23 protein-coding genes, 1 pseudogene and 2 riboswitches are annotated in these 26,170 nt (G+C 61.1%); of the genes and pseudogenes, 12 read left to right on the top strand and 12 right to left on the bottom strand.

Annotated features, from left to right (window positions below):
- Nucleotides 1–46: 46 nt before the first annotated feature.
- Together EL2594_RS15370 and EL2594_RS10710 are read right to left on the bottom strand one after the other, a co-directional pair.
- Entirely contained in the window at nucleotides 47–796 is a 750-nt protein-coding gene (locus EL2594_RS15370; RefSeq protein ID WP_155806044.1) for a hypothetical protein, read from the bottom strand.
- A 59-nt stretch (nucleotides 797–855) separates the two neighbouring features.
- Nucleotides 856–1,533: pseudogene (locus EL2594_RS10710) on the bottom strand (ATP-binding protein); the annotation flags it as partial.
- A 275-nt stretch (nucleotides 1,534–1,808) separates the two neighbouring features.
- On the opposite strand from EL2594_RS10710, the gene EL2594_RS14960 reads away from it, so the two are divergent.
- On the top strand, nucleotides 1,809–2,366 hold the full coding sequence (locus EL2594_RS14960) for a TnsA endonuclease N-terminal domain-containing protein (RefSeq protein WP_011415091.1): 558 nt from the start codon (nucleotides 1,809–1,811) through the stop codon (nucleotides 2,364–2,366).
- Between the two features lie 31 nt (nucleotides 2,367–2,397).
- Here the strand turns inward: EL2594_RS14960 and EL2594_RS10700 are convergent, their stop codons facing one another.
- A complete protein-coding gene (locus EL2594_RS10700) occupies nucleotides 2,398–3,168 on the bottom strand; it encodes a hypothetical protein (RefSeq protein WP_011415090.1) in 771 nt (256 codons plus the stop codon).
- Nucleotides 3,169–3,246: 78 nt separating this feature from the next.
- Here EL2594_RS10700 and EL2594_RS10695 point away from each other — a divergent pair, with 78 nt between their 5' ends.
- From EL2594_RS10695 to EL2594_RS14955, 4 genes are all read left to right on the top strand, one after another.
- Nucleotides 3,247–3,540, top strand: coding sequence for a hypothetical protein (locus tag EL2594_RS10695; protein WP_011415089.1), 294 nt, complete (start codon nucleotides 3,247–3,249; stop codon nucleotides 3,538–3,540).
- 212 nt (nucleotides 3,541–3,752) lie between these two features.
- Complete coding sequence (locus EL2594_RS10690; protein WP_011415087.1) at nucleotides 3,753–5,516, top strand: Mu transposase C-terminal domain-containing protein; 1,764 nt, start codon at nucleotides 3,753–3,755, stop codon at nucleotides 5,514–5,516.
- Nucleotides 5,513–6,436: a TniB family NTP-binding protein gene (locus EL2594_RS10685; protein WP_011415086.1), complete on the top strand. Its 924-nt coding sequence runs from the start codon at nucleotides 5,513–5,515 to the stop codon at nucleotides 6,434–6,436. Before EL2594_RS10690 ends, EL2594_RS10685 begins: the two co-directional genes overlap by 4 nt.
- Nucleotides 6,421–7,410, top strand: coding sequence for a TniQ family protein (locus tag EL2594_RS14955; protein ID WP_011415085.1), 990 nt, complete (start codon nucleotides 6,421–6,423; stop codon nucleotides 7,408–7,410). Before EL2594_RS10685 ends, EL2594_RS14955 begins: the two co-directional genes overlap by 16 nt.
- On the opposite strand, the gene EL2594_RS10675 is transcribed toward EL2594_RS14955, so the two are convergent.
- The 5 genes from EL2594_RS10675 to EL2594_RS10655 form a co-directional block, all read right to left on the bottom strand.
- Nucleotides 7,407–9,203 (bottom strand): hypothetical protein, encoded by a 1,797-nt coding sequence (locus tag EL2594_RS10675; RefSeq protein ID WP_011415084.1) that lies wholly within the window; start codon nucleotides 9,201–9,203, stop codon nucleotides 7,407–7,409. The genes EL2594_RS14955 and EL2594_RS10675 overlap by 4 nt on opposite strands.
- A 339-nt stretch (nucleotides 9,204–9,542) precedes the next feature.
- The gene (locus EL2594_RS10670) at nucleotides 9,543–11,063 is read right to left on the bottom strand and encodes an ABC1 kinase family protein (protein ID WP_011415083.1); all 1,521 of its coding nucleotides are present in this window, start codon (nucleotides 11,061–11,063) and stop codon (nucleotides 9,543–9,545) included.
- Between the two features lie 479 nt (nucleotides 11,064–11,542).
- On the bottom strand, nucleotides 11,543–12,403 hold the full coding sequence (locus EL2594_RS10665; RefSeq protein ID WP_011415082.1) for a DUF1259 domain-containing protein: 861 nt from the start codon (nucleotides 12,401–12,403) through the stop codon (nucleotides 11,543–11,545).
- Nucleotides 12,404–12,483: 80 nt separating this feature from the next.
- Complete coding sequence (gene chrA, locus EL2594_RS10660; protein ID WP_041685277.1) at nucleotides 12,484–13,878, bottom strand: chromate efflux transporter; 1,395 nt, start codon at nucleotides 13,876–13,878, stop codon at nucleotides 12,484–12,486.
- A gap of 328 nt (nucleotides 13,879–14,206) precedes the next feature.
- Nucleotides 14,207–15,409: a tyrosine-type recombinase/integrase gene (locus EL2594_RS10655; RefSeq protein ID WP_011415080.1), complete on the bottom strand. Its 1,203-nt coding sequence runs from the start codon at nucleotides 15,407–15,409 to the stop codon at nucleotides 14,207–14,209.
- Nucleotides 15,410–15,572: 163 nt separating this feature from the next.
- Between EL2594_RS10655 and EL2594_RS10650 the strand changes: the two genes are divergently transcribed.
- Together EL2594_RS10650 and EL2594_RS10645 are read left to right on the top strand one after the other, a co-directional pair.
- Nucleotides 15,573–16,478 (top strand): hypothetical protein, encoded by a 906-nt coding sequence (locus EL2594_RS10650; RefSeq protein WP_011415079.1) that lies wholly within the window; start codon nucleotides 15,573–15,575, stop codon nucleotides 16,476–16,478.
- Nucleotides 16,479–16,632: 154 nt separating this feature from the next.
- A complete protein-coding gene (locus EL2594_RS10645; protein WP_011415078.1) occupies nucleotides 16,633–16,917 on the top strand; it encodes a hypothetical protein in 285 nt (94 codons plus the stop codon).
- A gap of 47 nt (nucleotides 16,918–16,964) precedes the next feature.
- Here the strand turns inward: EL2594_RS10645 and EL2594_RS10640 are convergent, their stop codons facing one another.
- Nucleotides 16,965–17,447, bottom strand: coding sequence for a hypothetical protein (locus EL2594_RS10640; protein ID WP_041685275.1), 483 nt, complete (start codon nucleotides 17,445–17,447; stop codon nucleotides 16,965–16,967).
- A 167-nt stretch (nucleotides 17,448–17,614) separates the two neighbouring features.
- Nucleotides 17,615–17,838, top strand: a riboswitch (cobalamin riboswitch).
- A gap of 176 nt (nucleotides 17,839–18,014) precedes the next feature.
- On the opposite strand from EL2594_RS10640, the gene EL2594_RS10635 reads away from it, so the two are divergent.
- From EL2594_RS10635 to EL2594_RS10625, 3 genes are read left to right on the top strand one after another with little or no spacing between them, the layout of a single operon-like run.
- Nucleotides 18,015–19,946 (top strand): TonB-dependent receptor plug domain-containing protein, encoded by a 1,932-nt coding sequence (locus tag EL2594_RS10635; protein ID WP_011415076.1) that lies wholly within the window; start codon nucleotides 18,015–18,017, stop codon nucleotides 19,944–19,946.
- An 11-nt stretch (nucleotides 19,947–19,957) separates the two neighbouring features.
- Entirely contained in the window at nucleotides 19,958–20,512 is a 555-nt protein-coding gene (locus EL2594_RS10630; RefSeq protein ID WP_011415075.1) for a hypothetical protein, read from the top strand.
- Nucleotide 20,513: 1 nt separating this feature from the next.
- Nucleotides 20,514–21,443: a cobalamin-binding protein gene (locus tag EL2594_RS10625; protein WP_011415074.1), complete on the top strand. Its 930-nt coding sequence runs from the start codon at nucleotides 20,514–20,516 to the stop codon at nucleotides 21,441–21,443.
- Nucleotides 21,444–21,543: 100 nt separating this feature from the next.
- A riboswitch (cobalamin riboswitch) is annotated at nucleotides 21,544–21,744 on the top strand.
- A 251-nt stretch (nucleotides 21,745–21,995) separates the two neighbouring features.
- Here the strand turns inward: EL2594_RS10625 and EL2594_RS10620 are convergent.
- Both EL2594_RS10620 and EL2594_RS10615 read right to left on the bottom strand, forming a co-directional pair.
- The gene (locus tag EL2594_RS10620; RefSeq protein ID WP_000610830.1) at nucleotides 21,996–23,273 is read right to left on the bottom strand and encodes an ISL3 family transposase; all 1,278 of its coding nucleotides are present in this window, start codon (nucleotides 23,271–23,273) and stop codon (nucleotides 21,996–21,998) included.
- Nucleotides 23,274–23,285: 12 nt separating this feature from the next.
- The gene (locus tag EL2594_RS10615; protein WP_008294181.1) at nucleotides 23,286–23,678 is read right to left on the bottom strand and encodes a permease; all 393 of its coding nucleotides are present in this window, start codon (nucleotides 23,676–23,678) and stop codon (nucleotides 23,286–23,288) included.
- A gap of 68 nt (nucleotides 23,679–23,746) precedes the next feature.
- On the opposite strand from EL2594_RS10615, the gene EL2594_RS10605 reads away from it, so the two are divergent.
- Nucleotides 23,747–24,918 (top strand): IS3-like element ISEli1 family transposase gene (locus EL2594_RS10605; RefSeq protein ID WP_155805911.1). Its coding sequence is split into 2 segments (ribosomal slippage): nucleotides 23,747–23,999 and nucleotides 23,999–24,918, totalling 1,173 coding nucleotides; the frame shifts between segments, so codons are not numbered across the junction.
- Here EL2594_RS10605 and EL2594_RS15175 read toward each other — a convergent pair.
- Entirely contained in the window at nucleotides 24,890–25,594 is a 705-nt protein-coding gene (locus EL2594_RS15175; protein WP_267878781.1) for a permease, read from the bottom strand. The genes EL2594_RS10605 and EL2594_RS15175 overlap by 29 nt on opposite strands.
- 111 nt (nucleotides 25,595–25,705) lie before the next feature.
- On the opposite strand from EL2594_RS15175, the gene EL2594_RS15170 reads away from it, so the two are divergent.
- Nucleotides 25,706–26,020 carry an ArsR/SmtB family transcription factor gene (locus tag EL2594_RS15170; protein WP_000349485.1) on the top strand — a complete coding sequence of 105 codons (315 nt, stop codon included), beginning with the start codon at nucleotides 25,706–25,708 and terminating at the stop codon, nucleotides 26,018–26,020.
- Nucleotides 26,021–26,170: the final 150 nt, after the last annotated feature.

Here is a 26,170-nt window from a genome sequence, read left to right as displayed (position 1 = left end):
GTGAAGAATACGCGTTACCGACTGCAGTAAGTGATCTAATCCTTCTCTAATTGGTGTCTGGAAAGAGAACGTGCGGTGGCGGCAGATCAGCCCGGACTTCAACTGCCGAGCCCTCGGGATAAGCTGTGCAGCGAAGCCCGTTAAAGCCGCGATGTCCAAACGCCGCGACACAGTCTTTAATGTCCACTTCGGGTTGGTAGCCCGATCTTTGCAGCCACGTACATTGAGCAACCGTTCCCAACAGGTAGCTAGCTACTGGCCGATCGTCATCGAGGTTTCCAGCGCCCCAATCTCGCAAAACTTGATCGCTGAGTTCGAAACTGTCTGGGGATTTGCTAATCAAATGAGTTAATTCGTGCGCAACAGAATTTACTGCGCATGATCGATGAACGACATTGTCTTGCTTCCAATTATAGAGGTGACCGCGGCCTACGCTGAGAGTGCCGGTTCCGTTGGCGGTTCTACTCACCGTCGTATCGTTGTAATGACCGGTGCCCCCGATAGGAAATACTGGCGAGTATACGTAACGATACGTTCCTTGGGCGGCGACCATATCTGCCAGCTCGCCAATTTTTTCGTAGCGAGCCGCGTTGGGAGCATTTAGAACTTCTGTCCCAACGAACGCTTCGTCGAACTGTTTGGAAATGCTCGCCAGATTTGCTCGAAACTCTTCCGATCTCAACGTGTCGTAAGATTCGTTCACAAGATTTTGTAGGGCGCGCTCTTCCTCGAAGGATGAGCCTCCCGCAATAAACATTTGATGTGAACCAGATGCCGCTACACCGAATGCAGCCATGCAAATCAGTCCAAGTCTCAAAGCTCTCATTTTAATACTCCTTACTTCAGTGGTTTGATCTAAGCCCTAGGCGCCTGCCGTCTATAGCTCAGCGCCTCAGCCACATGGATGCGCCCCACCCGCTCCATTCCCGCCAGATCGGCAATTGTTCGCGCCACTCGCAGCATCCGCGTGTAGGCGCGGGCGGACAGGCGCATCGCTTCGGCGGCTTGCATGAGGAGCTTGCGGCCTGCCTCGTCGGGCGTGGCGAAGGTCTCCAGCGCCTCGCCATCCAGTTCCGCATTGGTGCGCGCGCCGGTCTGCTCAAAACGCGCGGTCTGGCGGGCGCGGGCTTGGGCGACCCTTGCGGCGACCTCGGCCGAGCCTTCGGCGGGCGGGGGCAGGGCCAGGTCGGCGGCGCTGACGGGGTCGACCTCTACGTGCAGGTCGATCCGGTCGAGCATCGGCCCGCTGATCTTGGCCTGATAGTCGATGGCGCATTTGGGGGCGCGGCTGCAGGCGAGCGCGGGATCGCCGAGGTGCCCGCAGCGGCACGGGTTCATCGCCGCCACCAGCTGCACCCGCGCGGGAAAGGTCACATGCGCATTGGCGCGGGCGACATCGACCTGGCCGGTCTCGATCGGCTGGCGCAGGCTGTCGAGCACGGCGCGCTGGAATTCTGGCAATTCGTCGAGGAACAGCACGCCAAGATGCGCGAGAGAGACCTCGCCCGGCTTCACCTTGAGGCCGCCTGATAACTTCCACTAATGATGCGACTCAGGCGGGTGCGTTTTGCCCCAATTCGAGCCCTTTTGTGAGACGGCGCGTCCATTTCGCCGGCTCGAAATCGGCGTGGTCATAGTCGGTGAGACTAGTTGACCACGTCCGGATAACTCCCTCTGCGCGAAGCAAAAAGCCCGCGCGCACCAGCGCCGAAACCGGCTTCTACAGCTTTCGAAATGGCGCAAATAGGGTCGCCTTCCAATCCTCGATCGAGCGTGGATTCGTCCAACTCTGCGACTTTGCGAACGAGGTGCGGCACATTTCATGGGAGCCCTTTTCCATCGAATTCCGCGATCTCGTCGACAACCGGACACGTGTCTATACACCTGACTATCTCGTCGAGATCAATGATCGCGAGGGCCAGCGCTACCGCTACATCGTCGAGGTAAAGGAGCGCCGTGAAGCCGATCATATTGCGGCGGCGGGAAGCGCGTCGGCCGCAGGACGAGCGCATATCGCGATGATGCGCTGGTGCCGGGAACAGACAGACTGCTCGTTCCTCTTGGTTACCGACGAGAAGCTGATCGAGAAGGGTTTGCCGAATGCGAAAGCAATTCTGGACCGCGCGAGCCACAGACCGGAGCGATCGTTGCTCGACCTCATACTGTCGGGCAGGCTTGGCGAGTTTCCGGCGACGCTCGGGTCGGTAATCGCGAACGCCGAGCGTTACGCATATGAGAGGGGCGAGATCATTTCGGCGGCGCTGCACGCATGTGCCATCGATGAACTATGGTTCGATATCACGCGCACGTGGGATGAGGAGGCAATCCTGAGGCGGGGGTCGCGTCGGCGGGTCTTTCTGCGATGACCTTTATTGAGCGTGGTCCTTGCCTCGAGATCTAACGGTCGACGTCCTTCGCCTGCGGATTGATGCGTAGAGTGAAATCTCGTGGCAGAGCTTCCCAGTCGTGCTGGGCCTCGATTGCACCCTGCTTGCGGATCTTCCTGGCCTTCGGGACGGCCGTGCGCCAGCTTTGCTTCGATCGGACCCGCCGCGCATAGCGGAACTCGATGGTGCGAGCGTAGTCGTCGATCGCGTCGAGCAGGGGGTGATGATGTTCCGGAATGCCCTCGAACAGCATGTTTGGGAGCGCTTTCCGATATCGCCCGCAGATCGTCGTCCACGCAATCTCATCGCCGATCTCGTCGCACCATGCGAGCATGAAGACGATTGCCTCGAGCGTCTCGAAAGCGCTGTATCGCAGCAGGTAATCAAGCGCCGTTTCTAACCGGACGGCGGGATCGATCTCGCTCCGATCTGCACCGTAGCCGAGCGCGAGCAGGCATGTGCGATACGGATCGGACAGCTGCCTGATCGCTACCCTCAAACCGCCCGGTGCCAATTCGCGGCGCATCAGGATCTGCGCCATCGGTCCGCGAAGCATCGCCGCTGTTCCGGGAAAGCGTCCGTCCAACCGATCGAGAACGGAGTTTGGCACATCGCTGCGAATACGACGCTCGCCCAAGCGATAATGCCGTAAGGTATCCTTCCCGCAATTGAGCCCGGTTTTGATCCATTCCGCGTCGTCGGGCGTCGCACGAAAGTCGACACAGGCCATGACCCACCGGGTCAGGATCCATTCGGTCGACGCTCTTTTCCGATATGCCATCGCTCTTCGATTCGCAGGCGGGTCAAGCGACGATTTTGGCCCCAATAACGTCGTTTGGACAAGCGTGACGGCCGTGACATGCACGACAACTGGCGATTCTCCGGTTCGGAAAGGAAGAGCGACAACATGGCTTCGAAGGCGTCGGGTACCAAGCTGGCGGAACACCTGGTTGATGGATCGGGACCGTTTCTGACCGGCGAGGCGCTATGGAAATCCCTCGGGTTTCCCAGTGCGGCAGCCTTTCGCAAAGCCAAGGAGCGCGGACGCCTCGGCGTTCGCGTGTTCAAGCTTCCGGACCGGAGCGGAACCTTCGCCTTCACCCAGGACGTGGCTGAGTGGCTGCGCGCGATCGACAAGGAGAAAATTATGTAAACAGCCAGTGCCTGAGAACTAAACTTCACCAGCACGAAATGGAAAAAGCCTGACTCCGAAGAGCCAGGCCTTTTCGGGATACGAGGACCCCTAAGCACCCTTGTCATCGCCGAAAAGCCGCCCCGAGTCAAGCGCCATCGCGCGCTTGGCGCCGGTCGCGCGCACCCTTTTTCCGGCTCGTGCTCCATTTTCGAAAGAAGGAGTACGTTGAAATGACCGATCTCAAGAAAATCATCCCCGCCCTGCCCAAGGGCGCCGCGAAACTCACGTGTGCCGGCAACGATCGCAAGATCACGATCGACACGATCAGTGACGACGACTGGAACCGCCTCAGCTTAGAAGCGGGCGTCATCGACGCCTTCCGTTGCGGCAAGCGCACGAGTGAGAACGCGGAGAAAGCCGCACGGATGCTCGGATGGTCGAAATCTAAGTTCTACCGCAAGTTGAAGGCTTACGAAGAAGCCGGGCACGCTCTGGGGCTCTCCAAGGTGCCGATCAAGCGCCCCTGGCATTCGAAGCTCGATCCGGCGGTCGAGGCCATCTCCGAGGCCGAGCTCAAAAGGTTCCTGAGGCTGCGCTGTTACAAGGGCCAGCATGTCACTGTTTACATCGACAACGTGCGGAAGGCCTGCGCGAAGGCGGGCCTCAAGCCGCCGTCCGATCGGACCATCCGCCGCCGCTGGGAGGCTCTCGACGTACGTGTCCGTTACGCGCACAAGCACGGCGCACAGGCGGCCGCGGACAAATACGACCGCGACAAGGGCTCGACCCCGCTCTGCACCTATCCGCTCGAGCGGGTGCAGATCGACCACACTTACAGCGATGTGCATCTCATCTCCGAAGAGCTGTGGATCTCCCTCGGTCGCCCGACCTTCACCATGGTGGTCGACGAGTTCTCGCGCCTGCCGCTCGGTATCCACGTGACGTTCGGATATCCGAGCGTCGAGGAACTGGCCGAGGCGATGGCGATCGCCTGCCTACCCAAGGATGGCTGGCTCGCGGCGAAGGGCATCGATGGGATTGACTGGCCGTGGTTCGGCGTACCCTCGGCGATCTTCGTCGACCGCGGCGTCGACTTCACGTCGAAATCCTTCCATCGCGGATGCGGGAAGTGGCGCATCGACCTCTCGCACCGCTCGCAGCCGCATCATGGCGGGATCGTCGAGCGGATGATCGGGACCGCGATGACGGAAACTCGCAAGCTGCCGGGCAACACCATCTTCAGCTCGACGAGGCGGGAGAAGGATCGCATCGATCCTATCCAAACCGCGAGTCTGACCCTCAACGAATACCTCGAGAACATGGTCCGCTACTTCGTTGGCGAATATCCGTACCGCATCCATCCGGCGCTGGGGATGACGCCGGCGGAGAAGTGGAACCTGGGGGTCGCCCAATATGGCGATCCCCGGCGCGTCGACGATCCGCAGGCCTTCTATCTCGACTTCCTGAAGACCGAGAAGCGCAAGCTCGAGAAGTACGGGTTTCGCGTCAGCTACCTCAGCTACACCGCGCGCGAGCTCCAGCCTTTGCTGAACGCCGCCAAGGGGACCATGCTCAACGTCAAGCGCGAACCCGCCGACGTCAGCCGCGCGTTCGTCGAGGACCCTCGCAACGGTCGCTACATCGAGCTTCGCGACGCGCTCACCGAGGGCGCGGCGATCACCGTCGCCGAGTGGGAACGGGCGCGGGCCGACCTCAAGGCCAAGCTCGGAAAACGCGGCCGGGTGACGGCAACGGGTATTCTGGGCATCATCGAGAAGGAGCGCGCCGATGCTGCCCGCCACGCCAGGGTCGTGAACCCGAAGTCCAAGCTCGACCGGGCGAAGCAGCGCAAGATCGCCCAGAACGCTGTCAAGCGCGAGCGTGGTCGGAACTGGTTGCCGGCGCCCGAGCAGTCGCCGCTACCGCCGGTCCCGGTCGTCAGGATCGACCCCGCCAGCATCACCATCCTTCCCTCCAGTGGAGCCGTCCAATGACCTGCAACACCATCACATCCATCGACGACCTTCGCCTCGCGGACGATGCCACTCGGCTCGCCTATCTCGCCGAGCCCGACACCATCTACCATCCGCGCATGATGGAGATCGAGGATCGCCTCAGGGCGATCCTCGAGGCTCCCGAGCCGCACGAGCACAGCATCGCGGTGTTCGGGCGCAGCTACAACGGCAAGAGCACCATCTCGAAGCATTTTGCGTCGCTCTATCCGGTGCAAACCGGCATGATGGGCGATGCGGACCGTGCCGACGTGGTGCGGGTGTCGATGCCGGGCGAAGCGTCGGTTCGCGAGTTCGCGATCCGGATCCTGCGCTACGTAAGTGAGCCCTTCAACCTCCGATGGTCGACCTCGCATCTCACCTCGATGGTCTACGCGGTCCTGAGGACAATGCAGACTAGGCTGCTTCTCATCGATGAGTTCCAGGATCTTGCCAACGGCACCCATCGCAACCGCGAGGCGCTCAAGAACATGGTGAAGTCGATCGGCGAGGATTGCGGCTGCGGCGTTGCTCTCTTCGGAACGCCGCCGGGCGTCGATATCCTGAACGACGATCCGCAGCTGCAGCGCCGCTTCGAGCAGGTTGTCCTGCCGCCATGGAAACGCGGCGACGAGGCGAATGTGCTGATCCACAACCTCGAGGTGCGTCTGCCGCTGCGCAAGACGTCGCATGTGGTGGCTGATCCCAAGCTCGTCGAGACCATCCTCGAGAAGGGAGATCACGTCATCGGCCATATCCGGCGGGTGATGCTTCTCGCGGCGCGTACGGCCATCCAAAGCGGCCGCGAGGTGATCGACGCGAAGACCCTCGAGGACATGGCGTGGGTACCGCTTTCCGAGCGCGCCTGCGACGTCATCGATCGGCTCGAAGTGAAGACGTCCAGGGAATGCGAACCGGCGTGAGCCGCTGGCATATCCGTCCAAGCCCATTGCCACGGGAATCGGTCAGCTCCTGGCTGATCCGCATTGCCGCGGCAAAGGGTACCAAGCACCACTCGCTGATGAAGGAACTCGCGCCCGGCCTCGAGTTCTGGACCAGGGATGGCGATCTCGTCGCATCGCCGGAGCTCGTCCGAGCTCTGGCGGTGAAGACGGGAACACCGCTCGAGCGTTGCCGGCGCACGACGCTCGGCGCCTACGAAGGCGTTCTCGCCGAATCCATCTCCGGCGCCAACCAGTCGTTCATGGTGGTGCCACTCGGCGTGCGCCACCGGATCCGCAAGGCGCACGGGCAGGCCTTCTGTCCACATTGCCTCGCCGACGACACCCCCTATTTGCCGCTGACCTGGCGGCTGCGGCTCTTTCCGGCATGCACGAAGCACGCCGCCGTGCTGATGGACGCCTGCCCGGACTGCGATGCCCCATACCAGCCACACCGCTCGGGCTTCCGCCATTGCGACGGGTGCGGCCTCGACCTTTCCGCCCTTTCCGCGTCCATCGCCGCTCCGAGCGTGCTCGTCCTGCAGGCGCATAACGAAGCGGTGTTAGACGGACGCGCGGTGGCTTGGCCCCATCTGCACGGGATCCATCCGATCGCCTTCTTCGCTATCCAGCTGGCGCTCTTCCGAGCGATCGCTGCCAAACGCTGGGGCAAGCGCGTCCGCGAAGCGCTGCATCCTTCGATCGGGGAGATCGACCTCGACTACAGGACTGCGAACCCCAGTATCCGGTCCATGACCGTCAGCGCTGCGCACGGCGTGATGCGCGGGGTCAGCCGGCTGCTGCGGGGATGGCCGTTCGGCCTCGTCGGTCCGTGCGGCGAGGCGCGCGCCTGGGCAAGCTGGATCGTGCCGGAGGAGCCGGGCGTCCAGACACCCTTCGCGCTGCGCCACGTTCTCGACACCTATCTTCGCCCTGGTTCCTCGAACGCGCGCTAGAAGTTCCGCTCGGTCGACAGGAGCAATTCGGCCCGTGCCGGGATGACCTGCGCCAGCGTCCTCGCGTCCCAGACGGTCTTCTTGTGGACGACGGTGTCGATCCGCGTGTCGAGGAAGTCGGCGCGCGGGAAGGTGCCCGATGGATCGTCGCCGCGCCGCCGACCGACGCGATCGCAGACGCTGCGCAGCGCCCGGCCAAGAAAGCTCAGCCCGTCGTCGCGGTCGAACTGCGCGACGAGCCCCATGGCGAATGCCTCGCTGGCATCGTTCCTGAGGATCTCGATGGCCCACACTATGCCGTGGTCGAAGGCGAGCGGGACGGCGGCCGCAAAGCGGGTGAGACCATTCGCGTCGGGCGCGGCGAACCCACCCCATGACGGTGGGAGCCGATAGAGCACTTCTTCGCCGCGTCCGAGATCGTATTCCGGCAGGCTCGTCGCCGAGCGATGCTCGGTCATATAGTAGCCCGCGAGGAAGAACTCCCGCATCAAGAGCGGCACGTCGTCGAGCTTCGCGATCCGCGCTTCGAGGCCCGGCGCATCGCTCGTGGCGAGGAACCGGGTCGGCAGGCTCGGGCGTTCAAAGACGACGGTCTCGACCGGCCCGCTCTCCGCCCGGGGGACCTTGCCGCCGGGTTCGGGTAGCCCCGACGACACGATCGGCGTTACGAATTCGGGACGATCCTTTTGAGGATCGAACCTTGACGGTCGGCTATCGCCTTCCGCGGCGGGGACGGTTTGCCGATCGAAGCGCATGGCAAGCTTAGCGAACTCGGGGAACAGCCGCCCGAAATCGCCGTCCAGGCGGCCAAGGCGAACGGTGCGCTTGTCCGCCGGGTAGCGTTTGACCTTGGTGCTCGACGCTACCCTGAGCTTCTCTCGCTCCGCCTCGGTGCGGAGCTCCTCGATCAGCTCGATCTGCTCGTCCGCCCGCGTATTGCGGATGCGGACGACGATATCCCTGAAATTCGGCTTGCGGTGGTCGGCGATGATCCGGTCGCAATAGTCGACCGTTCTTTCGTTTCCTGGCGGGCCGATCGCGAGCGGCTCGGTTTCGATCGTGCAGTCCATGGCGTCCCGGAACGTCAGCGCCCCTTCCGACCCGGCGGGTTCCCCGCGCATCGCCGCACCGACCCGCCGGAAGAAGAAACGGATGTAATCCGCTAGGTCGGGATTGGTGAGCAGGAGCGCGATCTGCAGCGTCGCGGTCGCGTTCTGAAACGGACGCAACGGCGTGATGACGTAGGTACCGTTCTCGTCGATTCCGGTCTCCGCCTCGTCGACGAACATGCCCGCGAGGCTCTTCTGCGAGACGATGGAGCGCAGCGAAAGCGTATCGAGCAGAAAGCTGACCCCCGAGCAGATGAACCGGAACTGCTCGCCGTGGGCCAAACCGAGGGGGTGTAGGGCCTCGATCTGGTCGATGAACACCTTCTCGGTTTGGCGGATCGACAGGTCGAAGGGTTTGGCGTGCTTCTGCGGACTGACGAGGGTCGGGCGCTCGAAGTCCCAAATCTCGACTTCGTCGCCCAGAAGGATCGTTCTGCGGGTTCGTCGGCGACCGCGATTGCGCAGCATCATCGCTTTACCCGAGCCGAACAACGTGCCGATCGGGAACATCGCGAAATCCGACAGCGGTACGTGAAGCGACGATCCGACGGCGCCTGCGGTCGTAATGCTTCGGAGCAAGCATTTGGCCTCGAGAAGATGTTCGAAAGCCGGCGACGTGCGGAAGTTCTGATACCCGGCGAGGTAGTGGATGCCCGGTTCGCGCTGCAGCTGAATGAAGCTCATGCAACTAGGATATCACGCAGCCCCAAGATCGGTAGGTCGTAGGCGCATCGCGTATGCATACGATCAAGATTCGAAATTGACGACTGGTAAGCAGAGGGGGGATGTAGGTTTGGCAGTCAAGCCTTAATCAGTCTTAATCACCTGGCTCTTCGAAAAATTCGAGGAACCTAGCTGCGTTCGGACTTAACGCGAACTTCCCCAGGCTGAGCGTCTTACGGGTAACAGATCGATGCAGAAACTGGGCCGCAAGCCGACTGTCCGATGTTAGCGGCGTGAGCGCACAAGGCTGCCATTCAGCTAATGACTCAACCGAAATTCGACGGGCTCGCCGACCACGGCTTAATAAAACCAGGGCGCTATCGCCATGATCACGGCGCCTGAGACGATTGCAGCTGCAACCCAGCGAATGTCGGCACTCGCGCGGCTGCGATCCGAAGGCGATGAAGCCGGCGGCGTTCTGTCTTGCTCCAACCGGCGGATCGCTGCCCGGATCAGGCGCGGCGCATCATCTCCGATCTTGAGCAATTCCCAGGCGACGCCCTGCAGAACGGGAGCCCAGTGCTCGGGCGACAACCGCGCTTGCGCGATTCGAAACGAAGAGCGTCGCATGGCATGCGTCAGGTCGAAATCCGGTTCAATTTTCGATAACACGCCGTCCATCGTGATCAGCGCCTTGAAGATCAGGAGAAGATCGGGTGGTAACGTCATGCGCTCGTCGCGCATCAGCCCTAGGAAATCGGTTACCATGGCGCCCAGAACCAATCGACCGCTGCCATGGCGCGCGATCAGCCGTTCGGATGCGGAGAGCACGCGGTCGGCCGGAACGTCGTCGCCCACTGACCACCGCGTCAGCACGTCGGCGAGCTGCGCGGGGCTGCCAGTGCTGAGCGCTTGCACGAAGCTGACGAATTCCTCTCTCCTGCGCGGAGATACATAACCAACCATGCCCAGGTCCAGCAGAGCTATATGGTTGCCCGGCAGGCAGAGAAGGTTCCCCGGGTGCGGATCGCCGTGGAACCGGCCGTTCACCAATATCATGTCGAGCACCATGTCGGCGCCCAGCGCTGCTATTCTGGTCGGATCGAGCCCTGCAGCGACCAGAGCCTGCGCATTGCTCGGCGGCACACCGTTTATGTAATCCATGACGAGCAACGTCTCGGACGTCCATTCCCAGTGGATTTCGGGCACAACGACACTGGGCTCGTTCGCGAAATCCGTCCGCAGACGATCAGCATTGCGCGCTTCATTCGTGAAGTCGAGTTCCTCGACCATCGCGTCCGCAAGCTGCCGCATCATCCGGCTCGGTCCGAAGCGCTTGGCTTCGGTGCTGCCGCGTTCCGCAAGGGTCGCAATATGCGCAAGGAGCCGGATATCAGCCTCCACCCTCGGACGAATGCCGGGCCGGCGGATTTTGATCACCACCGCGCGCCCGTCGTGCAGCGTCGCACGATGGACCTGCGCCATGGAGGCCGCCGCCAGCGGTTCTGTATCGAATTCCGCAAAGGTGCATTCGGGCGCCTCACCAAGCGCCTCCTCGACAATCGGTCGCAACTCCTCGAAGGGAAGCGTCGGCGCCTTGCTATGCAATTGCTCGAGTTCGGCGATCCATTCCGGAGATAGGAGATCGGCGCGTGTCGCCAGGATCTGGCCGAGCTTCACGAAGGTTGGCCCAAGCTCTTCCATGGCAAGGCGGGTCCGCCGAGGCAGGCTATGTGACGACCCGTCGCCGGCATCGTCGCTGCCCGTCCGGTCCAGCCCTATCCGCGCCAGCAGAAGGCCGAGTCCATAGCGGGAAGTGACGCTGAATAGTTCCTCCAAGCGCTTCCGGTCCCGGCGTGCGATACGAAGGGTCTTCAACATGGCTTAGCATATGGGCACGCTGCAGCTTCTGTTCCACAGCTAACTTGCTTGGGCGATCGCGCCCAATTGTCCAAGCGGAGGAAATCTGGCGTAGCTTATCCCACGTGGTGGTTGCGTTGCGGCCATGTTGTCCGCTGCACTGAAAGGCTATTTAAGGTCCAGCGACGTCGGCGTTCCACGCTAATTTTCGGGCATCATCAATACGATATTGACTTCCCGAGTTCGACCGTCAGCACGCCTGCACTCGATGACAAATCATGGGCCGCTTCGAGACAGTCTGGTTTCGGGAGCTTTCCTAAGAAAACGGACAATCCGGTCGCGATTCAAATCGCGGCGCCGTGTCCCATCCACATCGCATTCAAAGACATGCCCACCAGCTAGCGACATAACTCACGTTCCCTGCCATTTCGAAGACAATGCCTGTCGCAATGAGGTGCAAGCGATCGCTGCCGTACTGATTTTTATCGGAATGGTTGCGCCTATCCGGTTTCGGCCTGTGCGTTACGGGCAGCAGCAATCGCCGCTGCAAGCTCTTTTGCTGGACCCATTCCCCAGTAGTGGAGGAAGTAAAACATCGGTTCACCGCCGATCATGTGGTTATGCAATGCTACGATATGGATATCCCGCTCGCGCAGTGCGCGGAGCACGGGCTGGACTTCGTCCTCGGTCATGATGAAGTCACCATCCACGGCGGCAAGGTCGTTGGTGCCCGAGAACGCCGCCCAGGTCGTAAGCCCCATCGAACCACCGATCTCAACGCCGTGCATGCGGCCTTGGCGAGCGAAGGTGTATTTCACGACACCATCGGCGATGCTTGGCTCGGTGCCCAAGATTTCGCTCAGCGCCAGGGCTTCGATCGTGCCGTTTGCATCCGGCGTCATGCCACCGAAACTGCGCTGCGGCGTCGGCGAGGCGGCGCGCACTTCCTTGATGGCATCCCAAACGGCTTTTACACCCGCTGCCATCTTGGCGGTTTCCCCATGCCCGCCGATATGCATAAAATAGACCGGCGGATCGTCGAATATGAAGTGATTGTGCAGCGCGGTGACGGTCAACCCGTTGGCGAGGGCAGCGTCCATCGCGGCTGTTATCTCATCCTCGAATACGACCGTGTCGCCCATGACCATCACTCCGCCATCGACGGGTTTGAAGGCAGCCCATGAGCCGAGACCTGCCGGGGGATCGAGGCGCATGCCGTCGACCATCACCGGCACGTCGGCGCGCGTCCAACCGATGCGTGCGACCCCATCGTCGGTCATGGTGACCTCCGAGTGCGATGCCTCGAAAATCAGTGCCTCGAGATTGCCGAGATTATCCTGCGCGTGAAGAGCCGCCGACATCGCTGATAGCGATAGAGCCAAGCCGCCGACGAACAATGTTCTGCGTAATTGCTTCATCTTAGTTCTCCTTGGATGTGATTTCAGGTGCCAGCCATCATTGCGAGGTAATACAGCGACCCAATGAGTGCGCTCACGAAGAGAACGAGCAACATCCCGATCTTGAAGCGCAGCATGGCGATCAGGGCCGCAGCGGCAATGACGACGGAGGCGACGTCGATCGTGGCGAAGTCCGGCACGAGCAGGCGTGCGCCGTAACCTCGAACCTCGTCAAGCCGTGCGAAGGCAACGTGCAGTGCAAACCAGATGGCAAGGTTTAGGATCACACCGACGACTGCTGCCGTCACCGCCGAAAGCGCCGCTGTCAGAAGCTTCACGCCGCGCAGTTTTTCGATAAATGGCGCACCAAGGAAAATCCATAGGAAGCACGGCACGAACGTGACCCACGTGACGATGACCGAAGCCGCGATGCCCGAAGCCACCGGGCCTAACATGTCTGCTTCGCGATATCCCCCCATGAACCCCACGAATTGGACGACCTGGATCAGTGGACCCGGCGTGGTCTCCGCCATGCCCAACCCATCGAGCATTTCACCGGGGGCAAGCCAGCCATGCGTCTGCACGGCTTCCTGCGCCATATAGGCCAGCACGGCATACGCGCCCCCGAATGTCACGACCGCGAGCTTGGAGAAGAAAACCGCCAGTTCCGTGAACACGTGATTTGGGCCAACAAGAAGGATCAGCGCAATTATGGGAGCTGCCCAGATGCTGCCCCAGATCAAGGCCGTGCGGACTGCTCCGCGCCATGTAGGCTGCGCTTTCGCCATACCGCCTGTATGAAGCACGGCTTCCGGCTCGCTCTCCCCGTCCTCGGTCGTTTCACGGGCGCGAATGACCAGAAAGCGTGCAGGATCGAAATGCCCTCCAAGAAAACCGACCAGCGCGGCGGCCGCGATAATCAGCGGGAAAGGTGCATCGAATGCGAATATCGCCACGAAGGCTGCGGCGGCAATCAGATACATGGGCCAAGTTTTCAATGCCCTTTTCCCGATGCGCAGCAGGGCCTCGATGACTATGGCGAGCACCGCCGCCTTAATGCCGAAGAAAATCGCCTGGACGAAGCTGGCCTCCTGAAAACTGGCATAGAGCACGCTAAGCGCCATAATGCTGAGGAAGCCGGGAAGGACGAACAGGCATCCTGCGACGAGGCCACCGCGAACGCCGTGGAGCAACCAGCCAATATAGGTGGCAAGCTGCATGGCTTCCGGTCCGGGCAGGAGCATGCAGTAATTGAGCGCATGCAGGAACCGGTTCTCGCCGATCCAGCGCTTTTCATCGACTAGAATGCGGTGCATCACCGCGATCTGGCCGGCTGGCCCACCAAAGCTCAACGCGGCTATGCGCGCCCAGACACGCACCCCATCGGAAAACGGGATCGGAGTTTGTTCTACGGAACCTGAATTAGCGGGAGAATTCATCAACGCGTCCTTCGCACACAGCTCATCGAGCCGGACTTGGGCGCATTGCCTTACCGGGCGCCGGAATAAGTGCCCGAAGTCAAACTGCTAGATCATTGATCTGGTGTTGTCAAAAGCCTTACGCGAACAGTCTGCCTTGCACTTGGAGAATGTCGGCTTTCGAGATCGGCATTTGTATCTCCGATTTCCGAATTGAGGGCACGAAGCCGCCCTCAGCTACTACCTAGTCCAGTGGCAGGTTTCAGGATCGCGACGAGACCGATCAAATGTCCAATATGAGGGCGCAAAGCTGCCGGTGTCAGCTGCGAAACACCGCTCGCCGAACGACCTAATCTAGCTTCGATAGTAGCCGACCTGCTGCGCCAGCTTCGGCAGCAAGATTGCGGTTGTATGCTAGCGGCATCTTTGGCGACTTCCACCGCAGCGCATCCATGATCCCGGCGAGCGTTTCGCCGATCGCAAACAGATCTTGGTTCAACCCGACCCGCGTCGAATGTGCACTGAATCCTGCGACCAATTTCCTCGCCTGTTCTTTGTCGAGATCGCCGAACGCGCCCGCATCGATTGCGCTAGCGATCATGCCACGCACGATTGGCGTGACCGAGCCGGGGTGCAGTGCCTTCTCGCCCACATTGTATTCAGTCCGCGCCGCAACCGCTGCCTTCGCCGCGAACTTGCGCGGATCCCAGATCGCGCGCCCTGAGATTGTATTTGGATCGATTCGCCTGCGCGCTGGCCGATCGGCGTAGCGCCGCACAATCACGCGCCGGAACACCGGCCCCTCGCTGATGTCGGCGGCATGCAGCCAAGCTTGGAGCGCCTGTACGCTGCGCGGCGAGAGGTAGGCGGTCGAGCCTTCACCCTCCTGGTCGCCCTTGTGCCGCCCGATCCGCAGTAGACGTGCATCGGGATCGAGCGCCTCGACGATATCCTCGGCTGCGACGGCGACCAACTCGCTCGCGCGCAGGCCGGTATCGTAGGCGACCGAGAGCAGCGCGCGATTGCGCAGCCCGGTGGGTGTATTATCGCAGGCCCCGAGGATCGCGCGGATATGGATGCCGCGCGGTGTGGCCTGCACCGGATCTTTGACCGCGCCGCGAAATCGCAGCGGCCGCGCCTGCTTTTGCCGTGAGCCGACATTGCGGCGATGCGCCGCGATCGCGAGCCGGCAGATCTCGTGCTTGGTGGGATCGTCGAGGTCGAGCAGCCGGTGCGCCTTGGCGATCGATGCTTTGTACCGCACCAGCGAGGCGGGCGCGGCACCCTCGCTCGCCCGATGCTTCAGCCAGTCCGCGACCATCCCGGGCGTTGCCGGAAACGCGCGAGCGTCGCTGCGGCGGCACCACAGGTCGAACGCCTCGACATCCTGCCGCAGCGCGCGGATCGAATTGGGCGCGGCCGCCTCCACGTAAGCGGCGAGCAGTTCGCGATCGACGGCGACATTCGGCGCGCGTAGCGCGAGCGCGAGGTCGGTTTCGAGCGCGGCGAGAGCGCTACCGGGCAACGCGGAGGGGGGCGAGATATCGGACATGCCGGCATAAAACTAACTCAAACAGCACACTCCGCAACATGTGATAAGTTCTCCTTATCACATGTCTATGCACGGACCGTACGAGAGAGGGAAAGCAACGTACCATTTTGCTTTCGCGCGGAATCTATAGGCGGCTACGTTCGTTAGGGTTTTCGAGAAAACGATGCCTGCAACGACAGACCCTCTCCTCGAGCTCGGAAGGCTCGACGGGCGCCTCGCCCATAGCCCGGCGCGGGTCGCCTGGACCATCCGCGCGCGTTTCGAGGGCGCCGCCAGATCCGCATGCAACGCCGGCGTGCCGATCGACGCCAACCATATCGAAGCCTGGTTCGCCGGTTCAGGTTTGCCGCCCCGTAGCGGCGAAGGGCGCAACGATCCGCTGAGCGTCGTCGCGATCGTCCATTACTTCCTCGAGAGTCTCGAACCGGACCGAGGTCCGCACGCCCGCCAAGTCCGCCGTCTGCTTGGTTCACTGATCGATCCGGAGCGCGAAGCGGCGATCTGGGCGAATGCCGATCTCGTGCACTACGGCCCGCTGTGGCGGGCGCTGCGACGGATGGCGGAAGAACCCGACCTCGAACCTACGCTCGCCTCGATCGGCGCACGCATGGCGGAGATGGGTCGACTGATCGACAGGTCCGCCGATCACACCCGCCTGGTCGCTTGGCTACCGGACGGCCGTGAGATCGCTTTCAACCACGACCATCCCAAGGCCTGGCTCGCCTACCTCATGGTCCCGGCCATGTTGCGGCGGTCAGGACTGTCGGCGCATACGCTTCCCTCGCTGGTACCGCGACAGAAGTTCCTGTGCGGTTCGGCGAAGGAATGGACCGCGGCGGTCGCGGACTGCATCGCCGAACAAGCTCCCGCCGCCTATCGGTCGCTTTGTCGGATGGAGCGGGATGTGGGCGATCTGCGCACGCGTTTCCAGCGGACCAGGCGCAGTCGGCTCGCCGAAGCGGCCGAGCTGCGGGTCGCACTGCCTTCGCTGACACGCAACAAGCTCGCGATCGCTGTGAATGTCACGCCGGCAGGCGCGGGGTATCTGATGCGTCAGCTCGAACGCTAGAAGAGCGCGCTTTCATCGAAAGCTGCGAGCGGGGCTTCCATTCCGCGCCCGATTGGCTATCACGCTCACGAACCTTTTTGCCTGCCCGACCGCATCGCCCACACGGCTCAGCGGTCGGCGGGATTGTTGTAAGCAATCGAAAGGTTCTGATCCCATGAAACCACATGCATGTTTTCGCATCTCGGTCGACGAGCTCGCGCAGGATCTCGGCAATTATGTCGAACTTGCGAAGACGCGGACGTTCGAGATTTATGATAACGGTGAAGTCGAAGTGATGCTGGTGCGCATTTCTGCAATTCCCGATTGGGACGAGCAGTTGCAGAAGAGCATCCGGACCGACATGATGACGAAGATGGAGCGAGAAGAGTTCATGACCCCGCCTGAGGATCTGAGCCATCTGCCGGACAGCTATGACGATTGGCCGGATGACACAGACTGATCGCCGTGCGCCGGCTGCTCGAAACTACCTTGAAGCGAATGGCCCGCTTAGAGTTTCGAGCCGTTGGAGTTTCGCGCCAGTGAAGCTCTGATTTTGCAAAAGGTTTGTGGTTCAAGCATCGCCCCGAGAACCTCGCGCTCGTCGCGGTCCATTTCTCGAAAGCGAGACAAGAGAGCGATCTCCTGATCGTTGAGCTCGAACAGCCGAGCGTAATACTCCTCTTCTTCGCGCTCGCGCCTGACATCGCTGTGTTGCGGGATGTTCTCGCGTTCCCAGTCCCAGCGATCTTCATACGCGACCTGCGCGTGCTGAACGACAAGAGGCATCCAGAACATCCAATCCGGGATAGCGTCGCCTTCCCGTTCGAATCGAGCCACGCGCTTTTCCGTAGCCCGATCAAATCTGCTGCCTCCGCCGGGTCCAATATAAAGATCACTTTTGACCGCGCATGAAAAAAAGGCTTTCTCCACGTCCTTATGGGACCACTTCAATACGCGGCGCTGTTCGATGAGCCAGGTTCTGGCCTCCAATGGCGTTTCCCACTTTGGTCCGGGCAACATTACCAACTTAAGTCCGCCGTTACAGCACCGATAGTTCTTCCAGCCATCCGTTCTTCAAGCTCCCGAGTGAGCGCGCTGATTGGTCGCTCGACTATGCAAGCTCATGCTTGCCGAACATTCGGGTGAAGTCTAGAGCGTCCAGCGTCGGCGAAATCGCTCGCCGATAGTGCGTGCCGGTAACGGGAACGCAGTGAGGTCTTGCCGGGCCAATTCTGCGGCTGTCCCTGCAACTGTAAGCGGCGAGCGCGTGACATGAGTGGGGTTCGCTCCACGACCACTGGGCGGCGATGTCCGTCTGGGAAGGTATGTCGCGTGCAGTGACCCGTGAGCCAGGAGACCGACCGGTGCGTGTCGCTCTTGCCGGGCTCATGGGATTGGCCGGGCGCGAAACGAATTTCGTCTGGGCGACGAGTAGCGGTTGGAGCCGCATCGGCAGGACCGCCGGGGGATGCACGCGTCCGTCCCCTGGCAGTCTCGTCGACCGCGTTTGCGCGGACGCTCCGGCCAAGTCGCCTGGCGCCCTGGAAATTCGTGTCTATGAAATACGTTCATTTATTGCTTCTGTCTTCCGCATTCCTGACAAGTCCGGCGCTCGCGCAAACGATCGATCCCGATGCCGATCCTGAAACCTCCACGACCTCGATCGTCGTTACCGGGAACCGCGCGACCGATCCCGTGCCGATCGATCAGGTTGGCGGATCGGTCACGATCCTCGACCAGCAGGTCCTCGATCGGCGGCAAGTGCGCGAGGTGTCCGACGTGCTGCGCGACGTCCCGGGTGTCGCGGTCGGGCGGGTTCCCGGCCAGACGCAGATCCGGCTGCGAGGGGCCGAAGCCAATCATACGCTCGTCCTGATCGATGGGATCGAGGTGTCCGACCCCTACGCTGGCGAATTCGATTTCGGAACGCTCATCGCCGACGAGGCGGCGCGGATCGAGGTGCTGCGCGGGCAGCAGAGCGCGATCTACGGATCGGACGCGATCGGCGGCGTCATCCAGTACATCACGCTCGGCGGCCGCGATGCTCCCGGGGCGGCCGCGCGTATCGAAGCCGGTTCGTTCGGCACGCTGAACGGTGCTGCCCGGATCGCCGGATATAGCGGCGATCTCGACTATGCGCTGTCCGCCACGCTCAACACCACCGATGGCACGCCAGGCGCCCGCGGCGGCACGCGCGACCTTGCGAACGACAGCGGTGCGGTGTCTCTCAAGACGACGTTCGCGCCTACGTCCGATGCACGCCTTACCGGCGTATTGCGCTACGCACGCACCGATGCCGAATTCAACGACAGCGATTCCGATCCGGCAAGCCCGACGTTCGGATTCCAGGTCGATAGCCCCGGCAACCGTTTCCAGAACGAGGCTGTCTACGCGCTGGTGCGGGGCGAGGTGGACCTGCTCGACGATCGTTGGACCCATGCGCTGTCGGCACAGATCGCGGACACCCGGCGCGACGGTTTCGCTTCGACTGGACGCAGCTACGGCAGTGAAGGGCAGAGGCTGAAAGGGTCCTACGATACGACGTTGCGTATCGAAGCTGGCGGTCTCACACACCGGGTCACGGCGGCTCTCGACGTCGAACGCGAACGGTTCCGTAACACCGATCCGACCGGCTTCGCATTTACCGGTCGTCGGCAGATCGACAATATCGGCCTCGTCGGCCAGTATGCGATCGATCTGGGAGACCGGGCGAGCGCGTCCGCCTCGATTCGCAGGGACTGGAACGACCAGTTCGCCGATACGACGACCTACAGACTTCAGGCGAGCTATCGGATCGCTGCGGCTACGCGGGTGCGCGGGGCAGCAGGATCGGGGGTGAAGAACCCCTCGTTCTACGAACTCTACGGTTTCGTCGACGGTCGCTTTATAGGCAATCCCGACTTGAGGCCCGAGAAGTCGAGCGGATGGGAGATCGGGATAGACCAATCGCTGTTCGGTGAGCGCGCTTCGATTGGGGTCACCTATTTCGAAAGCGAACTGGACGACGAGATCTTCACTTCCTTTCCGCCCCCGAACTTCGTCGCCAGCCCCAGCAATCGCGACACCGTCTCTGAAAGAAACGGTGTCGAAGTGTCCGGCGAGGCGCGCTTGGGCGAGGCCTGGCGCGTCAATGGAGCCTACACCTATCTGCGTTCCCGCGAGAATGGCACGCGCGAGGTACGTCGGCCCTCGCATACCGCCAGTCTGGCCGTCGACTGGCGCGTTCCCGGGGATGCGGGAGGGGTCACGCTCGTCGCGCGCTACAATGGCGAGACGATCGACAGCGCCTTCATCGATCCCTCCTTCGTGCCGGTTCGCGTGCAACTGGACGACTACCTGCTGCTGAACGTCGCCGCCGACGTGAGGGTCATGGATAATGTCGAGCTGTTCGGCCGGGTCGAGAACCTGACGGCCGCCGACTACGAGGATGTCTTCAGCTTCGCGACGCCGGGACGCTCGTTCGCCGTCGGCGCGCGCGCACGCTTCTAGGGAGAATTTCGATGACGGATGAAATCACGGCGCAGTCGGAGGCTGCTAGGTTCGCATGGCCTGTCACACTCGCCTTGGCGACCGTGGGCGGATCGCTGGCCGCCGCCTGCATGATGCCGTTCGTGGCTCTGGCGATCGTGACCGCCGCGACCATGCACCGCTCGCTCGCGCTGGCGACGATCCTCGCGATCTGGGCGACCAACCAGGTGCTGGGGTTCACCGTTCTCGGCTACCCGCATACGGGTTATGCGTTCGCTTGGGGCGGTGCGCTCGGCATCGCATCGGTTCTGGCAATGCTTGCAGGTGCCGCCGTCATGGGCGAACGTGACGAGCTGAGTTCGTTTCGGACGCTGAGTGCCTTTCTGATCGGATTCTTCGTCTACGAGGCTGCGCTCTTCGGGCTCACTTTGGTCGTAGGCGGAACCGAGACCTTCGCGATGCCGATCGTGGGGCAGATCTTCGCGAACGATGCACTGTGGTTCGCAGGACTTTCGGGCGCCTACTGGATCCTTACCAGCACCGCTCCAAAACTCTTCGGACCCACGCCGCGGCTGCGGCTCGCCTGACATGGCGCATCCGCGGATAGTGTCTCTCCTGCCGAGCGCGACCGAGATCGCCGTCGCGCTCGGGTTGGGACAGAACCTCGTAGGTCGCTCTCACGAATGCGACTATCCGCCATCCGTAAAGGGGTTGCCGGTCGTCACGTCCACCAAGCTGGAGAAGGGATTGACGTCGTGCCAGATCGACGACCGGGTTCAGGGAATCGTGCGGCAGGGTCTGTCGGTATACGAGGTCGACACCGCGCTGCTGCGCGACCTGCGGCCCGACCTCATCCTGACGCAGTCGCAATGCGCGGTCTGCGCGGTTACCCCTGCCGATCTGGAGGAGGCACTGAGCGAGTGGACCGGAACCGCACCGGTCCTGCTCTCGCTGGCGCCCGACACGCTGGAGGATGTGTGGGGCGATTTCGCCAAGGTCGCCGAAGCGGCGGGATTGTCCGAGCGGACATCTTCGGTGGTCGACGGCTTGAGACGGCGCATGGCAGGGCTGGCCGAAAACCGAGGGCGGAGGATAGATCGTCCAAGCGTCGCCGCGATCGAATGGATCGATCCGCTGATGGCGGCAGGAAACTGGGTGCCCGAACTGATCGAGGCGGCCGGCGGTCGTCCGTTATTCGCGCGAGCCGGTGAACATTCCCCGTGGCTGGAATGGGACGACTTGATCGCCGCCGATCCCGAGCTGATCGTCGCTATGCCCTGCGGATATCAATTGCCGAAGACACTCGCCGATCTCGGTTCGCTCGTCGACCGCTCCGGTTGGAAGGACCTTACCGCGGTTCGCAAAGGAAAGGTCTTCGCCGTCGATGGCCATCATTATTTCAATCGGCCCGGCCCACGGCTCGTCGAATCTGCCGAGCTTATTGCGCAGCTGCTCGGGACGAGCTCAATTCGCGCATTCGAAATGGGACGGGACTGGATGGTCATCGGCGGGGATTGACGATGTTTCCGCACCGTTCGACGCATATGATCCCTTCGCCCCTTCTTTTTTAAGGTACGAACCGATACAACAAGCTAGCTGGATGCTACGTTGCGCGCATTCAGCGTAAATTCGCACCGGTAACGGGAACACAGTGAGGCCTTCCAAGGTCAAATCTGCGGCTGTCCCTGCAACTGTAAGCGGCGAGCGAGAAATACAGGCGGGTCACTCCGCAGCCACTGAACCTAATGATTTGTTCGGGAAGGTGTATTCAAGCGATGACCCGCAAACCAGGAGACCGACCGGAGCGAGTCGCTCTTGCCTGGCTCATGGGATTGGTCAGGCGCGAAATCATTTTCGTCGGAGCGACGATAGCGGCTTGGATTGCTCCGAGCACGCCCGGTCGGCGTAATGCGTCCGTTGGCCAGGCTGCTCGGCCGGGATTCGGAGATCCAAGCCATTATGTCGGCGTGAAGGGCATAGAGCCCACGGAGAAAATACCATGTTCAAAACTAGGGTATACGGATTTAATGGTTGATGGGGCACCTTCACCCCATCAATCTGATACCACCCTCAGATGGTTGATAGATCGACTCCGTAGTTGAGTTCCTCTGCGAAGTCCGGCAGTCCGTAACCGATGGTTTTCTTGTAGAAAGGAGAGACCTTCGCAGTCGGTGCCTTCTTCTTGTGCTTCGTGGTGTAGAGCATTCGTGCCCGCATCACCTCGAAGGAGTAACCGCGCCCTTCACGGTTCTTGTCCTTGGCCAGTCGGTTGATGGACTCCGTGTAAGCGTTGGTGACGGGCATGTCCGTCTCGAAGTAGGTCATGGTCTCTTCGCGCCAGTTTCCCACTGCCCTGACCAGATCGCTCCAGACTTCCTTTTGGCCCTTCGGGATGGTGGCTATCCACTCGTCCAGGGCGGCTTCTGCCTGGAGCCGTGTGGTGGCGTCCCAGATGCCGTAGAAGCGCTCCTTGTGCTCGTAGGCGGCCAGCAGTTGCGGGAACGCGCCTGTCCAGGTCTCCATGATGAGGCGCTCCCGGTCTGAGACTTCGTGAGCGCGTTTCAGCAGGATTTTCCGGTCTCCCTTGAGAGTCCGGCTCTGGGACGGTTTCAGCTCCTTTCTGAGGCCCTTGCGCACTCTCTCTAGGGCATCGTTGGCCATGCGCACCACATGGAACTTATCGACCACGATACGGGCCTGGGGCAGCACAGCCTTGACCGCTGCCCGGTAGGGGTTCCACATGTCCATGCTGACGATCTCGACCTTCTGCCGGTCTTTCAGCTTCATCAGGTAGTTGGTCACCACGTCCTGGCGGCGGGTGGCCAGCAGGTCGAGCAGGGTTCGCTCCTCAATGTTGGTCAGAATGCAGCGGTAGCGCTTGTTCAGGTATAGCTCGTCAATGCCCAGGATGCGGGGCGTCTCGAAGCGGTGCCAGCGCCCCAGGAACTCGGCGCGGGCGTTGAAGATGTCGCGCACCGTCTTCTCGTCCAGGCCGGTCTGTGCCGCCACAAAGGTGTAGGGGTGGTTGAAGGATTCCTTCTCCACGTACTCATGCAGCCGCAGTGTCATACGGAATCCGTCCACCATCTCTGGTAGCTGGGGCCTGAATGTTGTCTTGCAGGCCCGGCAGGTGTATCGGCGGCGGACCACCCAGAGAGTGACCCGCTTGCCGTGGATGGGCAGATCACGATAGGGAACGTCACGCTTGCCGAACCGTACGAACTCACCCTGCACGCCGCACCCCTCGCAGGCTACTGGTGTAGGTGCTTCAAGCCGAAAATGTATGTCTTCATTCTGCTCATCAGAATCCACCAACTGGTACCCAGGAAGGCTTAACGAATTAATCATCTCCCGCCTTGATCAGAAAAACAGGTAGGTGGCGTAACCGGCAATCATCGCCATAGCAAAAATGACTGCTAAAAACGCCGCTAAAAGCTTCAGCGTGAACAAAGAGCGCAACAGAATGAGCTCAGTCAGGCTGGCTCCGGCACTGCCGATGATCAACGCTAGCACCGTCCCGGCACCCACGCCTTTGGCCATCAGAGCCGCTGCCAGAGGTATGACGGCTTCAGCGCGAATATACAACGGCACGCCGATGACAGCGGCAACTGGAATGGCAAAGGGATTATCTGGGCCTGCATACTGCTCCAATAAGTCAGTGGGCATGAAACCATAGATCACGCTGCCAATCGCAATACCGATGAGCAGGTAAGGCAACACATCGATAAAGTCCGACCAAGCTTCCCGCCACACACTGACGTGACCCCCTGATTTTCCTCCAAGTTGGATTAGAGTCCGGCCCTGACAGAAGGACGGACGAGATGAAGAGAACGAGGTTTTCAGAAGAGCAGATCATCGGCGTGCTCAAGGAGGCGGAGGCGGGAGCGAAGACCGCCGACCTGGCCCGGCGACACGGGGTTTCGGAAGCGACGATCTACAACTGGAAGTCGAAGTATGGTGGGCTGGAGGTGTCTGATGCCCGGCGGCTCAAGGAGCTCGAGAGCGAGAACGCCAAGCTCAAGCGCCTGCTGGCCGACACGATGCTGGACAAAGCGGCGTTGAAGGATCTTCTGGCAAAAAAGTTCTGACGCCCGCCGCGCAGCGGGAAGCTGTCGCTCATCTTCAGGCATGCCACGGGATGAGCGAGCGGCGGGCGTGCCGTGTCATCGATGCCGATCGCAAGAGCGTGCGTTACCGTTCCACCCGGGGCGATGACGCCGATCTGCGTGAGAAGCTGCGCGAGCTGGCCAACCAGCGACGGCGGTTCGGCTATCGCCGTCTGCACATCCTGCTGCGCCGGGAGGGGATCATGATCAACCGGAAGAAGACCCAGAGGCTCTACAAGGAGGAAGGCTTGGCGGTGAGGCGTCGACGCAGTCGCAGGCGCGCAGTCGGCACGAGGGCACCTGCTCCGGTGCTCGCCTTACCGAACCAGCGCTGGAGCCTGGACTTCGTGCACGACCAGATGGCGTCGGGCAGGAGGTTCCGGGTGCTCAACGTGGTCGATGACGTGACAAGGGAGTGTCTGGCAGCGGTGCCGGACACGTCGATCTCTGGTCGCCGTGTCGTTCGAGAGCTGACCGAGCTGATCGCCCAGCGTGGCAAGCCCGGCATGATCGTCAGCGACAACGGAACCGAGCTCACCAGCAACGCCGTGCTGGCATGGTGCGGCGAGATCGGCGTCGAGTGGCATTATATCGCGCCCGGAAGGCCGATGCAGAATGGCTATGTCGAGAGCTTCAACGGTCGCATGCGGGACGAACTGCTCAACGAGACGCTGTTCATGAGCATGGCCCATGCCCGTGTCGAGATCGCCGCCTGGGTGGATGATTACAACCGGGAGCGACCGCACTCATCGCTTGGCTACGCAACACCGGCGGCGTTCGCCGCCGAACTGGATAAGCAATGGCCTGCTTCGCTACGCCCTACGGGCTCCACTACGCAGCCCATTGCTTCAATCGCGCTTATGCGCAAAACAACCGCCCGGCTCTAATCCCAGCTGGGGGAAAGCTGGGGGTCACGTCAACACCACTGTACTTCCCTTCTTTCTTAACCGTGACAGTGGGTTGACTGTCACAGCATTCGCTAGACGTAGAGACTGTTGTCTTCCTATCAGCCCCGCAAGAAGCCGTCTTCGGAGTGGTGTCGCAGCTGTTGGTGCCGCAACTCGATGCGGTCGATGTAGCACTGCACGGGCTTGCTGATGAACTACATCCACTGCTCTCTTGTGTCGCCGTCCGGCGCACATAACGCTCGAAGCCAAGCGTGTGAAGCAGCCATCCGGCACCTACCGCGACCACCAAAGCGGCGAGCACATAGATAGCAGTAAGTGTCCATCCAAACGTGGCAACCAGCAGGCCGACGACGATAGGATTCAGCAACGGAGATGAGAAAAGAAACACCATCATCGGCCCAAAACCGGCCCGTGCCCGAATCAACCCTTTCAACATGGGGATAGTCGAGCAACTACAGAAGGGCGTTATAGCTCCTAAACCAGCAGCAAGAAAATAGCCTCGCTTCCCACTGGAAGTCAGTAACGCTTCCACCTTGGATGGTGGGATGTGACGTTGAAGAACTCCGACCAGCAAGCTAATGCCAATGAATAAAACCGATAGCTCGATAGCGAGAAAGGCGAACATGCCTAGAGCGTCTTGGAGTTGAGATGACATTCAATATTACTCCTATATTTCTAGTATTGTCGAAATGATGTACGCGGCCTACTTGCGTTTATCCGACCTGTCAACTATAATTCTAGAAACATCGAATTATTGGGGCGTGCTATGGATCACGAAAAGGTTGCAGCCAGCTTAGCTGAGCTAGGGAATAGTCACCGACTGTCCGTGTTCCGCTTTCTGGTCAAAGCTGGCCATGATGGGGCTTCGGTCGGAGATATCCAGAAGGGGCTGGGTATTCCTGCTTCGACGCTATCACATCACCTTGCGCGCATGGCCAAGGTAGGGCTGATCCGGCAGGAGAAACATAGCCGCACGATTGTCTGTATACCCGAGTATGGGCACCTAGAGAATTTGATCGGTTTCTTACAAGAGGAATGTTGTGCAGGTGTTCGGATTGCGCATGAACCAGAACCGCTTTGACGCTTGCCCAGCTCTCGCTGTCCTCCCTAGTCAGCATCGCTATGAAGACTCAGGCGAAGGTGGAAACAGAAAATTGGCAGTAGAGTAGGCTGAAGAGGATCAATCAGATAATCCGCTGAGAAAGATTTTCTTCTTTACATCTTTGGCATT

The sequence above is a fragment of the Erythrobacter litoralis HTCC2594 genome (assembly GCF_000013005.1).
GTDB lineage: Bacteria > Pseudomonadota > Alphaproteobacteria > Sphingomonadales > Sphingomonadaceae > Parerythrobacter > Parerythrobacter litoralis_A.
The sequence above is the reverse complement of the archived record's forward strand: the minus strand, read 5'-3'. Positions and strand labels throughout refer to the sequence as shown.